Annotated in this window: 12 protein-coding genes; 5 read left to right on the forward strand and 7 right to left on the reverse strand. The window is 40.2% G+C overall.

Annotated features, from left to right (window positions below; all coding sequences use genetic code 11):
- Nucleotides 1–2: 2 nt before the first annotated feature.
- The 6 genes from ACN9MR_RS11860 to argS form a co-directional block, all read right to left on the reverse strand.
- Nucleotides 3–1577 (reverse strand): RagB/SusD family nutrient uptake outer membrane protein, encoded by a 1575-nt coding sequence (locus ACN9MR_RS11860; RefSeq protein ID WP_426329894.1) that lies wholly within the window; start codon nucleotides 1575–1577, stop codon nucleotides 3–5.
- Nucleotides 1578–1600: 23 nt separating this feature from the next.
- The gene (locus ACN9MR_RS11865) at nucleotides 1601–5008 is read right to left on the reverse strand and encodes a TonB-dependent receptor (protein WP_426329895.1); all 3408 of its coding nucleotides are present in this window, start codon (nucleotides 5006–5008) and stop codon (nucleotides 1601–1603) included.
- A gap of 260 nt (nucleotides 5009–5268) precedes the next feature.
- Nucleotides 5269–6435, reverse strand: a complete 1167-nt coding sequence (locus ACN9MR_RS11870; protein ID WP_426329896.1) for a FecR family protein — start codon at nucleotides 6433–6435, stop codon at nucleotides 5269–5271.
- Nucleotides 6436–6523: 88 nt separating this feature from the next.
- Nucleotides 6524–7108: an RNA polymerase sigma-70 factor gene (locus ACN9MR_RS11875; RefSeq protein ID WP_426329897.1), complete on the reverse strand. Its 585-nt coding sequence runs from the start codon at nucleotides 7106–7108 to the stop codon at nucleotides 6524–6526.
- Between the two features lie 233 nt (nucleotides 7109–7341).
- A complete protein-coding gene (locus ACN9MR_RS11880; protein WP_426329898.1) occupies nucleotides 7342–8115 on the reverse strand; it encodes a sulfite exporter TauE/SafE family protein in 774 nt (257 codons plus the stop codon).
- 55 nt (nucleotides 8116–8170) lie between these two features.
- A complete protein-coding gene (gene argS, locus ACN9MR_RS11885) occupies nucleotides 8171–9943 on the reverse strand; it encodes an arginine--tRNA ligase (RefSeq protein ID WP_426329899.1) in 1773 nt (590 codons plus the stop codon).
- 283 nt (nucleotides 9944–10226) lie between these two features.
- Between argS and ACN9MR_RS11890 the strand changes: the two genes are divergently transcribed.
- From ACN9MR_RS11890 to ACN9MR_RS11910, 5 genes are all read left to right on the forward strand, one after another.
- Entirely contained in the window at nucleotides 10227–11678 is a 1452-nt protein-coding gene (locus ACN9MR_RS11890) for an arginine deiminase family protein (RefSeq protein WP_426329900.1), read from the forward strand.
- Nucleotides 11679–11857: 179 nt separating this feature from the next.
- On the forward strand, nucleotides 11858–12775 hold the full coding sequence (ctlX, locus tag ACN9MR_RS11895; RefSeq protein WP_426329901.1) for a citrulline utilization hydrolase CtlX: 918 nt from the start codon (nucleotides 11858–11860) through the stop codon (nucleotides 12773–12775).
- Nucleotides 12776–13331: 556 nt separating this feature from the next.
- Nucleotides 13332–13910 (forward strand): PhnA domain-containing protein, encoded by a 579-nt coding sequence (locus tag ACN9MR_RS11900; protein ID WP_426329902.1) that lies wholly within the window; start codon nucleotides 13332–13334, stop codon nucleotides 13908–13910.
- Nucleotides 13911–14667: 757 nt separating this feature from the next.
- On the forward strand, nucleotides 14668–16056 hold the full coding sequence (locus tag ACN9MR_RS11905) for an arginine decarboxylase (protein ID WP_029277861.1): 1389 nt from the start codon (nucleotides 14668–14670) through the stop codon (nucleotides 16054–16056).
- 175 nt (nucleotides 16057–16231) lie between these two features.
- Nucleotides 16232–17128, forward strand: coding sequence for a DUF72 domain-containing protein (locus ACN9MR_RS11910; protein ID WP_426329903.1), 897 nt, complete (start codon nucleotides 16232–16234; stop codon nucleotides 17126–17128).
- Nucleotides 17129–17286: 158 nt separating this feature from the next.
- On the opposite strand, the gene ACN9MR_RS11915 is transcribed toward ACN9MR_RS11910, so the two are convergent.
- The gene (locus ACN9MR_RS11915) at nucleotides 17287–17784 is read right to left on the reverse strand and encodes a DUF1579 domain-containing protein (RefSeq protein WP_426329904.1); all 498 of its coding nucleotides are present in this window, start codon (nucleotides 17782–17784) and stop codon (nucleotides 17287–17289) included.
- Between the last annotated feature and the right edge of the window lie 27 nt (nucleotides 17785–17811).

Raw genomic sequence — 17811 nt, forward strand, 5'->3', positions numbered from 1 at the left:
ATTTAAAATTTGTAAGGTACCGGTGGCAGTAATAATTTAGGATTAAGGGTAGATTCTGTTGTAGGATATGGCAAACGGAAATTGGCATCGGTGGGTGTGTATTTTTGCCCCCAGATTACAACAGGCGTAGTGTTGCTGTAAATACCCCTTTCCTGGTTGGCAATAATGGCGATTGCCTTAGGGTGAGCAGTTACATTAAATCCATCTAACCTGCCCAGATCAAACCAATAATCAGCCTCAAACACAAATTCCATCCGGCGTTCCTGATAGATATCTGCAATGGAAATGGAGGTTTTAGGAATCAGCCCGGCCCGGCTTCTGATTTTATTAAATGGCACCAGTGCAGCAGCATCTGTTGTACTTTGCGCACCGGCAAGAACGGCTTCCGCTTCAATCAGAAGCACATCTGCATAACGCATCAGGTACGTATTATTCGCTGTCGAAAACGCAGCACCCTTACCCCCATTATCTGCGGGAGTACCTACTACATACTTTTTGATAAAGGCAGGCATTCCCTGCGCAACTGCCCCCGCTGGCAAGGTATAACCGCCTTTAGCCTGGTTGATTTCAGGATAAACATCCCCCTGCATCATCACCGTAGGTTTTCTTCTTAAATCACCTGGCTCAAAAGCTGTCAGCAAATCGATTGACGGCGTTACACTGCCATACCCATCTCCTGTACCCGTAATTTCAGAATTATAGGCGAGGAAAGATTGTAAGGCATTTCCGTGTCCGTAGGAAGATCCGCCCAGCCATTGAATAGCAGCGATGCTTTCTTCATTGTTGTTATTGGCCGTTTTAAATAAATCTGCATAGGTCTTTCCTGAAACATCGATCCCGTACAATTTAAACTCCCCGCTATTGATTACCTGTTCTGCTTTTAGGCGGGCGTTGGAGTAATCGCGCATATACAGATAAACTTTAGCCAAAAGTGCAGCCGCAGATCCACTGGATACCTTACCCTGAGCAACAGATCCGGTTCTGATCATTTTGTCGCAGTTCGCTTCGGCAAACTTCAGGTCATTGATGATGAAGGTATACACATCAGTTACCGGATTGGTATTGATCTGATAATTGCTGACATGGTCCAGGCTATTTTCTATAATGGGCACATTTCCCCAGGTTCTCACCAGGTAAAAATAAGCCGTGGCACGCATAAACCTGGCCTCCCCAAGTGCGTTATTCACTACAGAAGCCGGTACACTGGCCGGGACTTTGGATTTAAGGTTGTTGATAAGTGCATTGGATTGGGCGACTACGCTGAACAAGGAATTCCAGGCCGACAATAATTGAGTATTGTCGCCAGTTACCGAAAAATTACCAAAATTGATCACATCCGGAGAATAGGTATGTGCATTGCCGCTCAACAATTCGGAGATACACCAGGAAGCTTTTGCATTCCAATCAAACCACGGGGAATTGTATAAAGCAGCCGTGCTGGCCCGTACCTGCTCGGTATTCTGGTAAAAATTATCCGCACTGAGCGCATCCTGCGGCGGAATGTTAAAAAAGTCCTTTTTACAGCTACTGCTAACTGCGGCTATGAAGACAAATAGATATAGAAGATATGATTTCATTTTCTTACAATAATTTATGGTCACTAAAATTGTGCGTTGATTCCAAATGTGATGGTCCGGGCAATCGGGTATCTGCCCAGGTCGATGTTATTCAGGATTGCACTTTGATTAATTGCACCGATTTCCGGATCATAGCCTTTGTATTTCGTAAAGGTGTACAGGTTCTGCACACTGGAATATACTTTCAGGTTACTGAATTTAAATTTCCTGATCCAGGCGGCAGGCACTTTGTAACCAAGAGTCATATTCTGAATCCTTAAAAAGGACCCACTTTCCACATACCGGTCAGATACCACCAGATTTGGATTGTCAATACCAATTTTCGGAGCAGGAATGTCGGAATCCGGATTCTGAGGCGTCCAGAAATTGCTGTAAGCAGCATATTGGTTCTGATAAACAGCTGCCAGGTTACCCATGGTGTTGTTCAACAAATTCATAATCTTCGAACCATAAGATCCATTTAAAAACAAAGTGAAATCAAAGGCTTTGTAGCTAAACGTATTGGTAATACCGTAGGTAAACTTAGGATTGGGATTCCCGATCGCTGTGCGGTCTTTCTCATTAACCACACCATCACCGTTCACATCTTCATATTGCACATCACCCAGCCATGTACTGTTGCTGTTATTGGCAATCGTTCTGCCGAACTGAACCGGTGCAGCACGCAATTGATCCTCTGTTTTAAAAATTCCTTTTACTTTGTAACCATAAAATTCACCCACCGACCTGCCTACAACGGTACGCGTAACAGGTGTTTGCAGGTAAGCGTTGGTTACTGTACCAAACAGCTCGGTAAGCCCATTACCCAGTTCTTTTACCTCATTTTTGTAATGTGATAAAACCACAGTGGTATTCCATTTAAATTGATCATTATCGATATTTCGGGTATTGACAGTCAAATCAAAACCTACGTTATCAATTTTGCCCAGATTTACGTAAGGGGGATTAATGCCGCCTAGGTAATCGGGGCCACCCACCAGGTATGCCGGAAGTGTGAGCTGGAACAAAAAGTCTTTTGATGTCTTTTTGTAGAGATCTATACTGGTACTGATCTTACCTTTCAGAAAACTCATGTCCAGACCAGCATTATACTGGATCGAGGTTTGCCACTTTAATGCCTTATTGTCAATTCGTCCGGCAAGAAATCCTGTACCCAAACCCGTCTGAGATGACTTCAATAAAGAGCTGTACAAGTAATTGGGAACATCCTGATTACCGACCTCTCCATATCCAAGACGAATTTTAACCCCGCTCACCACCTTGTTGATTCCCTTCATAAAAGGTTCCTCAGACAATTTCCACGACGCGGCAAAAGAAGGGAAATAACCAGATTGTGATCCTTCTGCAAATTTAGAAGTCTTGTCTTTACGGATGGTAGAAGTAAGGCTATACTTTGCACCATAGGTATAAATGGCACGGGCATATATAGATTCTTGTCGCTGTGTTCCAATATACTCATCATTGGTGGCCGTGATGGCCTGCCCTAAGTTTAGTGATTGCACATCGTTGCTGTAAAAACCTTGCCTTGTTCCTTCTATACCCCGCCAGGTAGATTGCTGCACTTCATAACCTAAAATTGCATTCAGGTTATGTTTTCCGAATGTTTGATTATAATTCAGGTATTCTTTCCAGATCAGAAATGTACTTTGCTGATGGCGTTCCTGTAACGAGGCTGTAGGGTTGGTAAAGCGGCCCCATGAATAACTTGGCGTAAATACATTATTGTCAGAGAAATTAAAGTCCCCGCCTAGTTCCGATCTTAAAGATAGTGGTTTAAGTACTTTGATTTCATTGTAGAGATTCGTATTGATGTTGCTTCTGTTCAGTTTGTTTTTGATTTGCTGTGCCTGGGCTACTGGATTCAGTGCTGCAGCGGCAGCCAGCGGATCTGATACAGGAGGCCCGGTATACGAACCATCAAGATTGGTTACCGCGAGATCAGGCCCCTGCAACAGTGCATTGTAAATGATCCCGTTGTTATCGCTGGTGATAACGTTTTCCGCAGAACGGCTGGCCGTTAGTGTAATACCAAGTTTAAACCATTCTTTAACCTGGGCATCTACATTGGTACGCAAGCTGTAACGACGGAAATCAGATCCGATAACCGTACCATCCTGTGCGAGATAACCACCTGAAATGTAATAATTCAAGCCCTCTTTACCGCCAGAAACAGCTACCTGGTGACTTTGCTGAGGAGCAGTCCTGAAGATTTCTTTTTGCCAGTTGGTACCTTCTCCCAACACTGCAGGATCTGCAAATTCAACTCGTCTTCCTGTTCCATAGATGTCGCCCAAAGAATTCTGCAGTTGAGCATATTGTTTAAGGTTCATTACATCCATATACTTCGCTACGCGTTGAAAACCATAATAACCATCGTAATTGATAGCCGAATTACCCGTTTTTCCTCTTTTTGTAGTGATGATGATCACGCCGTTTGAAGCTCTGTTTCCATAGATTGCGGTTGCAGATGCGTCCTTCAAAACATCAATCGATTCGATATCATTTGGGTTGATCAGAGACAAAGGACTAACGGTGGTCTGAGAATTGGCGTTCGAAGAAGAAGCCTGTAACGGTGATCTCCCACTCGTGCTTTGGTTACTGGCATCGCCCGAGATGGGTACACCGTCAATTACATATAAAGGTTCATTACTTCCGCTCAACGAAGTTATTCCGCGCACACGGACAGATGTATTGCTGCCGGGCGCCCCCGAATTCTGCGTAATGGTTAATCCCGAAGCCTTACCCTGTAACATCTGATCGATGCTCACCTGGGGTACATTTTCGATATCGGAGGCCTTTACAGAAGAAATTGATCCGTTAATATCGGAACGTTTCTGAGTTCCGTATCCGATCACTACGACATCGCTGAGTAATTTAGTTTGGCTCTTCAAAACCACATTCAATACGGTTCTTTTGCCCGCAACAATTTCCTGGGTTTCCATACCCACAAAAGAAAATACAAGAATCGCTGTAGCTGATGGAACGGAGATTTTATACCTCCCATCGATATCTGTTACGGCGACCACCTTTGAATCCTTCACTTTGACCGCGACTCCGGGAAGTGTTATGCCTTTCTCGTCGCTGACTGTGCCCGAAATCTCAATGTCCTGGATTTGTATATGTTCCGATGGCAAAGGGGCTGTTTTTTTAAGAATAATTGTTTTTTTAATGATCTTAAAATCCAGGTTTGTGTTTTTCAAAACCAATACCAATGCCTGCTCAATGGGCATGTTGGTTACATTTACATTGATTTTGGATTTCTCATCAATATCGGCACGTCTGAAAAGCAAATGGTAACCACTCTGTTTTTCTATTTGCTTAAGGACAGAAAAGATGTCGCTATTGGTATGTTTAAGCGTTAAATTCTGACTAAAGCTATTTGCGCTAACCTGCATTAAAGTCAGAATAAAAAGAAGCACGGTTAGTCTCATTGTTAATAAAATTTGGTAAGAATCACGGCGAAATAGCTGCCTGATCCTATAAAATAAATTCATATCTTTATAGAGTTTGGGTTAAATTATAATGTCGTCTGAATTGGCTTGTAAGTAACCTTTACAATGACCGGAGGTGCTGCAAACACGATCCGGTCTTTTTTTAAAAAACGGTTACGCTGGTTGATTAAGCAGTATTGTAGTAGTTTCTCATATTTGGTTATTTATATTGTTAAATTATGGTTAAGCAGTTTTTTCCATTATTCTATAATGGTAAGCACATGATCGTTCAGTTCGTATTTTAGTCCTGTAAACTGCAGCATGCTTAGCATTTCCGAAAGCTCGACATCTTTAGCTATCGTACCTGTGTAAGGAATTTTTGAGGGCGTGCCTTTAAATACAACCTGCACATCATACCACCGGGAGAGTTGCCGGGCAATGTCTTTGATCTCCATATCTTTAAAAATGAAAAGGTCGTTTCTCCAGGCCATCACGGCTTCCAAATCAACGTTGTTGCTTACTTCAATACCTGTCGACTGATTTACACTGGCTTGTTGCCCGGGTTTTAACAGCTTAGAAAAGTTTCCTGATGATAAGTGGATACTGCCTTCCAACAGCGTTGTTTTTTGATTAGCTTCATCGTTGTAAGCCATCACATTAAAATGTGTTCCGAGAACGCTGATTTCGGTTCCACCGCATCGTACCTTAAAAGGCTGTTTAGGATTCTTCACAACTTCAAAATACACCTCACCTGTCATTTGTACGCTTCTTTCTGCACCTGTAAATGAGGTTGGGAACCTCAAACTGGATTTAGCGTTCAGCCAGACTTTACTTCCATCCGGCAATATCACGCTGTATTTTCCGCCTACAGGTGTTGTGATGGTGTTGTATACCATTTCAGAGGGATTTCCCCCTTTACTCTTCTGATAACTCACCTCTCCCTCAGCGGTTTTCACCACACTCATGTCGTACTGATCAGCTACCTTACCCAAGTTTGCATCAGTCAGTACCAATGAAGATCCATCATCAAGTGTGAGTACGGCCTTATTGCCTCCCGGGCGGATACTTGCAGATTGGCTTGACTTAAAGCTTTTCTTCGGAGAAAACGAGGAGGAGTATTGCATCCAGAGCAAAACCATACTTAAGCATAAAAACAGCGACGCGGCAACCGCCAGGACTTTCCAGGAATAAATTGACTTTTTAGGGCGCAGGCCTAGATTTTGATGCTCCTTTGCTTCGATGTTTTGAAGGATACGTTCAAAGATTTTGTCCTCCATGAGCACGCGTTCCTCATCTGTCAGACCTGAGATATGATCTGGCACACCATCCATAAGATCAAACCAATGATCAACCTCTGCAGCCTCACTAGCAGTACAGTTGCCTGAAAGGTATTTTTTTAGTAAGGATACGGCTATCGGTTTGCCCATATTGGTTACATTATATTTGGTTGGTTAATGATATAGTCGGTTGGGCAGGCTGTTGCCCCCAAAAAAAAATAAAAAAAATTCTGGGCTGCTAAAATAGCAACCAGGCGAAGGATGAAGCGATCAGAACTTCCTTGAAATGCAGCCTGAAAAGTTTCAGTGCATTAGTGATGTGGTTTTCTACTGTTTTCTCGGAGAGGCCTAATAATTCAGCAATTTCCTTATTGGATTTATGGTGCTGCCTGCTCAATTCAAACACCTTTCGACATTTGGCAGGCAATTTCGACATCACCTGATTGATGCCATCTTCTACCTCATGCAAGAACACCGTTTCCTCAGTCGTATTGGCTGACTCATTATAGCTAAAAGATAGCAATTCCATATAATTGTTCCGGGTTGCCTCCCTGGCCAGGTAATCAATCACCGAATAACGGATGGCAGTATGGAGATAAGCCTTCAGTGCACCCCTGATATTTATTTTTTTGCGATTGATCCAAAACAGCGTAAAAAAATTCTGGATAATTTCTTCAGAAGCTTCTTTAGATCTCAGCCGCTTATTCGAAATCAGGTACAATTCATACCAATACCGAACATAAATTTCCCTGAAGGCAACAACGTCATTTTCCTTAAACAGAATGACAAGTTCCTCATCGGTGTGTTTATGCGGGTTGCTCATAGGAAAGTAAAAGTATAAAAAATATAGTTCATTCAGTATGCTGATTGTTTTTGCTGAAAAATGTTTATGGCTCAAGTGTCTTGCCCTATAATACAAAGTTCACATCACGCCAACAATATAGCTACTGCCGCTTTTAATTTACAGTGTCCTGATCCGATCACCCTTCGTACACGTGAGTTCAATCGGAGATTGACAAGGCTGCAGCGAAGAAATTGAATAATAGCTAAAAACATCTACACAACATATGCTTTCAGAATATCGTAAGCAAAGCGTAGAATTGTTCCGAAAACAACGATCAGGAAAAATACACGGACAAATTTATTTCCTTTAAGCAAGGCCAGTTTTGTACCGAAGAAAGCACCTGTTAGGTTAAACAGCGCCATTGGTATAGCGTATTGAAACAGGATATGCCCGGTAGAACTGAAATAGATAATGGCCGCCAGATTAGTGGCCATATTTACAATTTTGGCATGCGCACTGGCACCTATAAAATCGAAGCCCAGTACGGCTATAAAAACCAAAATCAGAAAAGATCCTGTGCCTGGCCCGATTAAACCATCATAAAAACCGATCAATACCCCAAATAAACCGGCCATTAAAACCTGTTGCTTAAGCGAATGATCTTTCTCCTGGTGGATACCAAATTGTTTATTGAAATAGGTATAAAGTGCGACTAAAACCAGCACAACGAGAATTACGGGCTTGATGACCGAATTATCTATCCTGCTTACCAAAAATGCGCCCAGCAATGCTGCTAAAAATGCAGTTAATACACAGGCAGCAAGTACTTTGTAATTAAAACGAACCTGTTTTGAATATTTGAAAGCGGCCAGTGTTGTACCCGCCATTGATGGGATTTTGGTAGTCCCTAAAAGCGTAGCCACAGGATAATGGGGCAAAATAAGTAAAATGGCGGGAGTTTGTAATAAACCACCGCCACCTACAATAGCATCTATAAATCCGGCAGCAAAAGCCACCAGACAAAGTAAAATCAATTCGTTAATCATTAATTAGGATTTTAAAACCAGAAAACTCATTACCGCTGGCTTTAGCCAACAGTATCTACATCCGCTCTGGCGAAGTAATCCCTAAAATCAACATTCCGGTATGAATGATATCAGCCGTTTTTTTACTCAGGTTTAAACGGAACTGTTTTACCTCACCTTCTTCCGTTTTTACAATTGGTGGTACCTCATGGTAAAACTTGTTGAACAGCTTAGCCAGTTCGTATAAATAGTTGGCCAAACTCGCCGGACTGTAAGCTTTAGCCGCAATAGCAATTTCTGCAGGGTATTTGGCCAGTTGCAGAATCATTTCCAATTCTACCTCCGATATTCCTGAAAACTGTTCACTGCCAACTGCAAACTGATAATTAGACTTACTCAACAGCGATTTAATCCTGGCATGTGTGTATTGGATAAACGGCCCGGTATTCCCTTGGAAATCGATACTTTCAGCAGGATTAAACAACAAACGTTTCTTAGGCTCAACCTTTAAAAGGAAATATTTTAAAGCCCCTAAACCTATATTTTTATACAGTTCTTCCTTGTCTTCTTCACTAAAATCGTTGGTTTTACCCAATTCTTCAGTTTTTTCGCGGGCAGTAGTTACCATGCTTTCAATCAGCTCGTCTGCATCAACAACAGTTCCTTCACGGCTTTTCATCTTACCGTTTGGCAGATCGACCATCCCGTACGATAAATGGTATAAGCCTTTTGCCCAACTTTTGCCCAGTTTCTCTAGAATCAGGAATAACACTTTAAAATGGTAATCCTGTTCATTTCCTACCACATAAATCGACTCATCCATATTGAAATCGTCGTGTTTCATTTCGGCAGTACCTAAATCCTGTGTAATGTAAACCGAAGTTCCATCAGCACGTAAAACCAATTTCTGGTCTAAACCATCGGCAGTTAAATCGATCCACACCGAACCATCTTCTTTTTTAAAGAAAACGCCTTTGGCTAAACCTTCATCAACCGTACCTTTTCCTAACAGATAAGTATTGCTTTCGTAATAAAATTTATCAAAATCTACCCCAAGGTTTTTATAGGTTACATTAAAACCAGCGTAAACCCATTCGTTCATGGTTTTCCAAAGCGAAACCACTTCCTCATCGCCTTGCTCCCATTTCAAAAGCATTTGTTGCGCTTCTTTAATTAATGGTGCATTTTTCTTCGCCTCTTCTTCAGTTTGCCCTTCTGCTTTTAAGGCATCAATCTCTTTTTTATACTCTTTATCAAAAATTACGTAGTATTTTCCAACCAGGTGATCGCCTTTTAAGCCAGTACTTTCGGGTGTTTCGCCATTGCCCCACTTTTGCCAGGCCAGCATCGATTTACAGATGTGGATGCCACGATCGTTGACCAGGTTTACCTTCACCACATCGTAACCATAAGCTTTTAGCAGTTCAGAAACCGAGTAACCCAATAGGTTATTACGCACGTGCCCCAGGTGAAGCGGTTTATTGGTATTTGGAGAAGAATATTCGACCATTACCTTTTTACCGTTAGGTGCATATACACCAAAATCGGGCGATAAAATTTCTTCGTTAAACTGTTTAAGGAAATAACTTTCGGCAATGCTTAAGTTCAAAAATCCTTTAACCACATTAAATTTAGTAATATCGGTTACGTTAGCAACCAAATATTCTCCAATTTCAGTGGCAGTTTGCTCTGGCGATTTTTTCGAAATTTTAGTAACCGGAAAAACAACAATGGTTGCCTGTCCTTCAAATTCTTTACGTGTTTCTTGTATGTTGATTACACTTTCGGCTACTTCTTCTTTGTAAAGTTCAAAAATGGCTTTCTGTGTTTCGGCAATAATAAAATTCATGCGCCAAAAATATGTAAAAAAGGTGGAAGGTGAAAGGTTTAAGGGGGAAGGTTTTCGAGCTTTTAAAGGTTTGGAAAGCTGCTGTAGTGCCAATCGGTTCCGATAGTCCTTCTTTCCGCTATAGTCCCGATGGAAGGAATCGGGAGCTGTCGCTTCAATAAGGTTTAAGGGTGTTGGTTTTGTGCAATAAATAAACCAATCTAAGCAGAAGTCTATCTCAAATCTGTCATCTCAATTCTCATATCTGAATTTTTCTAATAGATTTGCAATAACTAACTTTTTTATGAGCGAGCAGAACCCCAATTTTAAAGTGAGCGTAAACACCGAAATCGGCAGATTACGTAAATTATTAATACATAGTCCTGATAGTGGATTAGGCAAAGTAGTACCCTCTAAGGCACAAGATTGGCTTTTCGAAGATATTGTACATTTAGATACCATCCGTAAAGGTGAATACGATTATTATATTAAATTATTGATGTATTTTCTTGATCCTGATAAGATTAAAGGAAAACTGGCTGAAATAGATTCAGAAGCATCAAACCGTAATTTTTACAAACCCAACCACCCCGATTTTCACAATTCTAAATCGGTAATCGAGATTCAGAACCTGTTGAGCGAGATGCTGGAGAACGAATCCATCCGCAAAAAACTGGTTGCTGCCGTTTGTGCCATTGAAGGCTGTACTTATAAGGTTCAGTTGGAATTAACGAATACCGATCCGAAACAATTGGCAGAGATTTTTATCTCCGGAACATTAGCCAACGATACAATGATTTTTGCGCCCATTCCCAATTTAATTTTTACAAGGGATGTGGGTACCACCATTAATAACCATATCCTGTTAAACAAACCGGCAAAAAAAGCCCGTGTGCGCGAAACACTTTTAATGCGTTATATTTTCTTCAACCATCCTTTGTTTGAGGACTACCGTAATAATATCCTCGAAATTCCGGATGTGACCATGCATTTTTTAAGACCAGGTGACGAACCTGCTTTCAGTACCACGTTAGAAGGTGGCGACGTGATGATGGTAAGTCCTAACCACGTATTGATCGGCTGTAGCGAAAGAACTTCTGAACATGGTGCCAACGAAGCGATTAAATTATTGTTCGACCAGGATGTGGTAGAAAAAGTTACCGTGGTAAAAATACCAAGCAAACGTGATTACATGCACCTGGATACTGTTTTTACACAGGTTAAACGCAATACCTGGGTAATTTTGAATTCGATTGCCCATTCGCCGAAATATAATCCTTACGAGCCGATCAACTTTTTAAAAGAGCCCGAAAAATTGGAGGCTACCACTGCCATTCAGTTTACAAAAGCCAACCCACAAGAGCCGAAACATTTCGAACATGTAGAAGCTTTATTAAATGACATTAGTCAGAACGATTTAAAAAGCACTGAACCAACCAAAATCATTTATAGCGGAAACAATCAGTTCCCTTACGATTCACGCGAGCAATGGACAGACTCCTGTAACCTTTTAGCCATTAAAGAGGGTGTTGTTTTAGGATACGATAGAAACGATAAAACCGTTGAAGCCTTTAAAGCTGCCGGTTTTAATGTGGTAGATGTGAAAGATTTAATCCAGGATTTAGAAAGTGGCAAAGTAAATGCCGAAACCATAACCGATACCTTGATTTTAATGCCTTCGGCAGAATTATCGCGTGCCCGTGGTGGTTTTCATTGTATGAGTTTACCGATACTTAGGGATAATTTGGTTCAATAGTTCATTAGCCATTGGTTCATTTGTTTTGGTACAGATAATAAATAGCGATAACTTTATAATGCACCGGTGAATGAATGAACCAATTAACACATTATTTGGTTTGGGGCTTGGTGTTTAGCATCAATTAACCGATATCAACAATTAACCGATTTACGAATGACTAATGAACAATTGAACTAATGAATCAATCTACCAACCATATCCTCATGATCCGCCCTGTTGATTTTAAATTCAACGCGCAAACGGCCGGAAATAATAAGTTTCAAATTGCATCCACTGAAACCAACGTACAAACAGAAGCTTTAAAAGAATTTGATGCCTTTGTTGATTTATTAAGAAAAAACAATGTTGACGTAACGGTTGTAGATGATACTTTACAGCCTGAAACACCTGATTCTATTTTCCCGAACAATTGGGTTTCCTTTCATGAAGATGGCTCAGTATATCTTTACCCGATGTTTTCTGAAAACCGCCGGTTAGAGCGCAGAAAAGAGATACTGGATGGGTTGAAAGAAAATTTTGAAGTGAACCACATCAGTGATTTAAGCTTTTACGAACAACAGCATGCGTTTTTAGAAGGTACCGGAAGTATGGTATTAGACCGGACCAACAAAATTGCTTACGCCTGTTTAAGTGTGCGCACCGATGAAGAAGTACTGAACAATTTCTGCATGCTTACCGGATATGAACCAGTAGCCTTTCAGGCGGTAGACGGATCAAATTTCCCGATTTACCATACCAATGTAATCATGTGTATTGGCGATCGTTTTGCAGTAATCTGCCTGGATTCGATTCGCGATCCGGAAGAAAAAATGAACGTCACCATCAGTTTAAAAGGCAGTGGAAAAGAAATCATCGAAATCAGCCTGGAACAGATGAACAAATTTGCAGGTAACATGTTACAGGTTACCAATGCAGATGACGAAAGTTTATTGGTGATGTCAGAACAGGCTTATCTGTCCTTAAATACCGAGCAGATTGCTGCATTAGAACAATATAGCAGGATCATTTATACACCACTTTACACCATCGAAAAAAATGGTGGCGGCAGTGCAAGGTGTATGCTCGCTGAGATACATTTGCCTAGTAAATTGTAACTATAAAAGATTGGCTGTTAAGCCAACAATCCTAAAAATGAATTATCAAATATAAGGTTGTAAAATTCAATCGTCATTTCGAATGAAGCAAAGTCCCGAGGCTTCGGGAGAGAAATCTTTGAACTAATGAATAAATATAGTTCAAAGATTTCTCCCACTGCGGTCGAAATGACGATTTATCTTAAGCTGTTACTCCCCTAGCCATGGTTCATGTCTCCACGAACCATTTTTATTTTGCCACGGAAGCTCTGAAAACACGGAAAACCCATTTAACAAATGTACAACGCTATTCAACCTTCAATAGCAGCACCACCCTAATTTAATAAACCTGATCGGAACGAACACGAGTGCAACGAGTAAAGTGAAGCGCAGGACTAACCCAAACCGATAAAACCAGGAACCTGCTTTCCAAATGATCAGCAATTATTTGATATCTTTTTCTATCAAACAAAACTTTTAAATTACAAGAACAAAAAATTTCTCCAATATTGTCCACTTCACAATGCCCGATCATTCCAATTAGTTTTATTACTTTCGCCAAAAATCCAGTATCAATATGTCTTTAGTACAAGAATTACAGACCCGCTCGGGCAATAAATGCGAATTATGCACTGCTGAAACCAATTTATCGGTATACGAAGTGCCGCCAACCAGCAATGCCAATAGCGATAACAGCATTTTAGTTTGTAAAACCTGCTTAGATCAGATTGAAAAAACGGAGCAACTTGCCCCAAACCACTGGAAAATATTAACAGAAACCATGTGGTCGGAATTTGCCCCGGTACAGGTTGTTGCCTGGAGAATGTTGAGCAGGTTAAGAAATGAAGGCTGGGCAGCAGACAGTCTGGATATTTTATACCTTGAAGATGAAACTTTGGAGTGGGCTAAAAAAACCGGCGACCACGAGCAAGATGGAACAGTAGAATTTCATCAGGACAGCAATGGCACGCGTTTATTTGAAGGCGACACCGTGGTTTTGGTGAAAACGCTGGATGTTAAAGGCTCAACTTTGAGTGCTAAATTGGGTACTGTAGTTAAAAATATCCGATTAGTTCATGATAATACCGAACAGATTGAAGGTAAGGTTGAAGGACAAACTATTGTAATTTTAACCAAATACCTCCGCAAAGGATAAAACCCTATCTGGTTCCAGAGCCTGTAACTTAAGCTGTGATTAAATTCGAACTTGTCAGGTTGAGCTCAGCCTGTACTGAGCTTGACGAATGTATCGAAATGCTTCACCGGATATTTAAACAGGTCCTTCGACAGGCTCAGGATGACAATCTATATTGATGATACAGCTTCATCAATCAATTAAGATTTACCTATAATTGATTAGCCAACTCGCTATCAAACCCTAAATAGCTGCATTTCCCTTGCCAACTAAACCTGATCGGAACGAACATCCCGATTTTTCTTCGGGATAAAGTGGAGAGCAGGGCCAAGCCTAACCTATAAAAACAGGAACCTGCTTTCCAAATTATTAGTTAAACAGTAATCTTCTTTCATTTATTAAATAATTTACTAAAAAGTCTTAGCGAGACGCTAAGACCAGAGTGTATTAGCCAACTCGCTATCAAACCCTAAATAGCTGCACTATCCTTGCCAACTAAACCTGATCGGGACGAACACGAGTACAACGAGTAAAGTGGAGAGCAGGGCCAACCCTAACCTATAAAAACAGGAACCTGCTTTCCAAATCCTTAAACCTACTCCTTATTACTGCTTGTATTCCAGACTGTTATCCAAACAAGCAACCTGTTTTTTTGCTAAAAACATTTTATACCGAAATTTTGTAGTTAGGCTAACGGTTTCTCTACAGTAAAAATATTTTTATTAAAGATTAATTCTCGATTTAAAATTACATTTTTGCAAAAATTATTTAAAAGTAAATGCAGAGTTACTCAGAATTTCTTGATCTAAGTGTTGGTTTCCCTCAAGAGGGTTTCGATGTTATAGATGATGAATTATATTTTCAGGATTTAAACCTGATGGAAATGATCGAAACTTACGGTACTCCCCTACGTTTCACGTACTTACCAATGGTAAGCAAGAAGATTCAGCAGGCGAAGATCCTTTTCCAAACCGCTATTTTAAAGAACAATTATCGTGGCGATTATAAATACTGCTACTGTACAAAAAGCTCGCATTTTAAGCATATTGTAGAAGAAGCTTTAAAAAACAACATCCACCTGGAAACTTCTTCGGCTTTTGATATGCCAATGGTTGATGCGCTGGAGAAAAAAGGTGTGTTAACGAAAGATACCACCATTATCTGTAACGGCTTTAAAACCTACCAGTACAAACAATATATCATTGATATGTTGCACGATGGTTATACCAATATTATCCCTGTTTTAGATAACAAAGAAGAGTTTAATCTTTTTGATGATGAGGTTGATATCGATACCCCTTGTAACTTAGGTATCCGTATTGCTGCTGAAGAGCAGCCAGACTCGCAGTTCTATACTTCACGTTTAGGTGTGCGTATGGAAGATATTATTGATTTCTACAACAATAAAATCGTTCACAACCCTAATTTCAGGGTTAAATTATTACACTTTTTCATTAACTCGGGTATTACCGATTCGCCATACTATTGGAATGAGTTAGAGAAATACGTAACGCTTTATTGCAAATTCAAAAAAATCAATCCGGATTTAGATACCCTCGATATTGGTGGCGGTATGCCATTTAAAGATTCGTTGGTTTTCGATTTCGATTACGAATACATGGTAAACGAAATTGTGAAAAGGATTAAAGAAATCTGTGCCATTCATGATGTAATGGAACCAGATATTATTACCGAATTTGGTAAATATACGGTTGCCGAGGCTTCCGGTATCCTTTATAAAGTACTGGGCCGTAAACAACAGAACGACCGTGAGCGCTGGTTAATGCTGGATGGTTCTTTTATTACCAATTTACCTGACGTTTGGGCATTAAATCAAAAGTACATTTTATTACCGATTAACAATTGGGATGCTGAATATGAACGGGTTAACTTAGGTGGTATTACATGCGATGGACAGGATTATTACAACCAGGAGGCACACATGAACAGTGTATTTATGCCAAAAACGCGTAAGGTGCAGTATTTGGGTTTCTTCCACACCGGTGCCTATCAGGAAGTATTGAGCGGTTATGGTGGTATTCACCATTGTTTATTGCCAAGCCCGAAACATGTTTTGATCCGCAGAAACCGTGACGAAAGTTTCAATTTCGAGGTTTTTGGAGAAGAGCAGAATAGTAAGCAGGTATTGAAGATTCTGGGTTACTAATTCAGTTTACAGTTGCAAGTTTACAGTGTGGAGATATGAAAAACATAAACTTTCCACAATAAGCTAAAAGCAAAGAACAAGTTTCTTATTTTTACAATATATAAATACCTTAGTTGAATAAGCTAAGGTATTTTTTTGCCTTAAACCTTTTACCTTACATCTAAAACCTTTAAAAATGCAATTCGGTAAAGTAGACGATCCTTCGATTATAGATTATACCCTTCCTGCTGATGCTCCTGAAACAGCAGCAATTTTAGCAGCAAATAAACCTAAACAATCTTTCCAGGCCTATGTGGGTTGCGCCAAATGGAATAAAGCCGATTTAAAGGGCTTTTATCCAAAAGGAACTAAGGATGAATTGACTTACTATTCTACTCAATTTAATTCTATTGAGCTCAATGCCACATTTTATGGTATGCCAAGCCGTGAACAAGTAATCACCTGGACGCAAAAAACACCTGCAGATTTTAAGTTTTTCCCAAAACTGACTAATACCATCAGTCACTTTAAAAGATTGATCAACGTTAAAGAACCTGTAGAACAGTATTGCGATGCCATCAGTAATTTTGAAGATAAATTAGGAATGGCTTTTCTTCAATTGCACGATAACTTTAAACCTAAAGATTTCGAAAGGTTAAAAATCGTGATCAACGAATTCCCGAAAGTAATTCCTTTGGGTGTTGAAGTGAGAAATGAAGAATGGTTTTCAAATCCGTCCATTGCCAACGATTTTGCGCAATTATTTCAGGAAAATGGTGTAGCCAATATTATTGTTGATACTGCAGGCAGAAGAGACATGCTGCATATGCGTTTAACTTCGCCCACCGCCTTTGTGCGTTTTGTTGGTGCAAACGATGATGACATAGATAAAAAACGCTTAGACGATTGGATTGAAAGAATTGTAAGCTGGAAAGAACAGGGCTTACAAAACTTGTATTTCTTTGTACACCAGAATGTTGAGCTATCTTCTCCGTTATTTTCAGCTTATTTTACAGCGAAACTGAATAAAGCTACAGGAACAGATTTAAAGATTCCGGTAATGGCCAATCTGGCTTCGCCGAGCTTATTTTAGTTTTTTTGGTATGCGGGAATCTTAATGCATTTGAAATGAAGGATTAAGATTCCCAACCTACTGCTGGTCGAGATTTGCAATCTCGTCTGAATGAGTTGTGGATTTATAATCCACTTCAAGAATTCGCAAGTCAGGATTACAAATCCCGACTAACATATTTAATTTCTCTTATAAACCGTTTCCGTAGCTTTTGCTTCTTCCCCTTCTGGCGAGACATTGTAAGCAGTTAATATAATTTCATTTTCACCAATAATCTCAAGTGATGTTCTCCAGCCCCAAAGCTGCTCGCCATATTCAGGACTCCCATATTCTCCAAAAACAGAAAAACCATCTGCAGTAGCTTCGCCACCCGAAAGCATAATCTGTGTACCCATGTGAAAACTATCAACCCAACTTGTCGTAAATCTTTGGTAAGGAATATCGAAACCGACAATCATTTTACCTTCAAAAGCTTTTCCTTCCAAACTTCCTTGGTAGTCAATAGAAATAAAACGGTTACCCAAAATTGAAGTGAATTTTGCTTCAGCTGGAGATTCATCTGCCAGCACATCCTTTTCGAACCAGGTTTTGGTTATCCCATTCCAGGTACCAATTAAACTTTGAAGCTTTTGGTGAGCGCCATCTGCTAAAGATTGCTCAAATTTACTTTTCGCCATAAACCAAACTTATAAAATAAATTTTCA

This window comes from Pedobacter sp. R-06, assembly GCF_049913135.1.
Classification (GTDB): Bacteria; Bacteroidota; Bacteroidia; order Sphingobacteriales; family Sphingobacteriaceae; genus Pedobacter.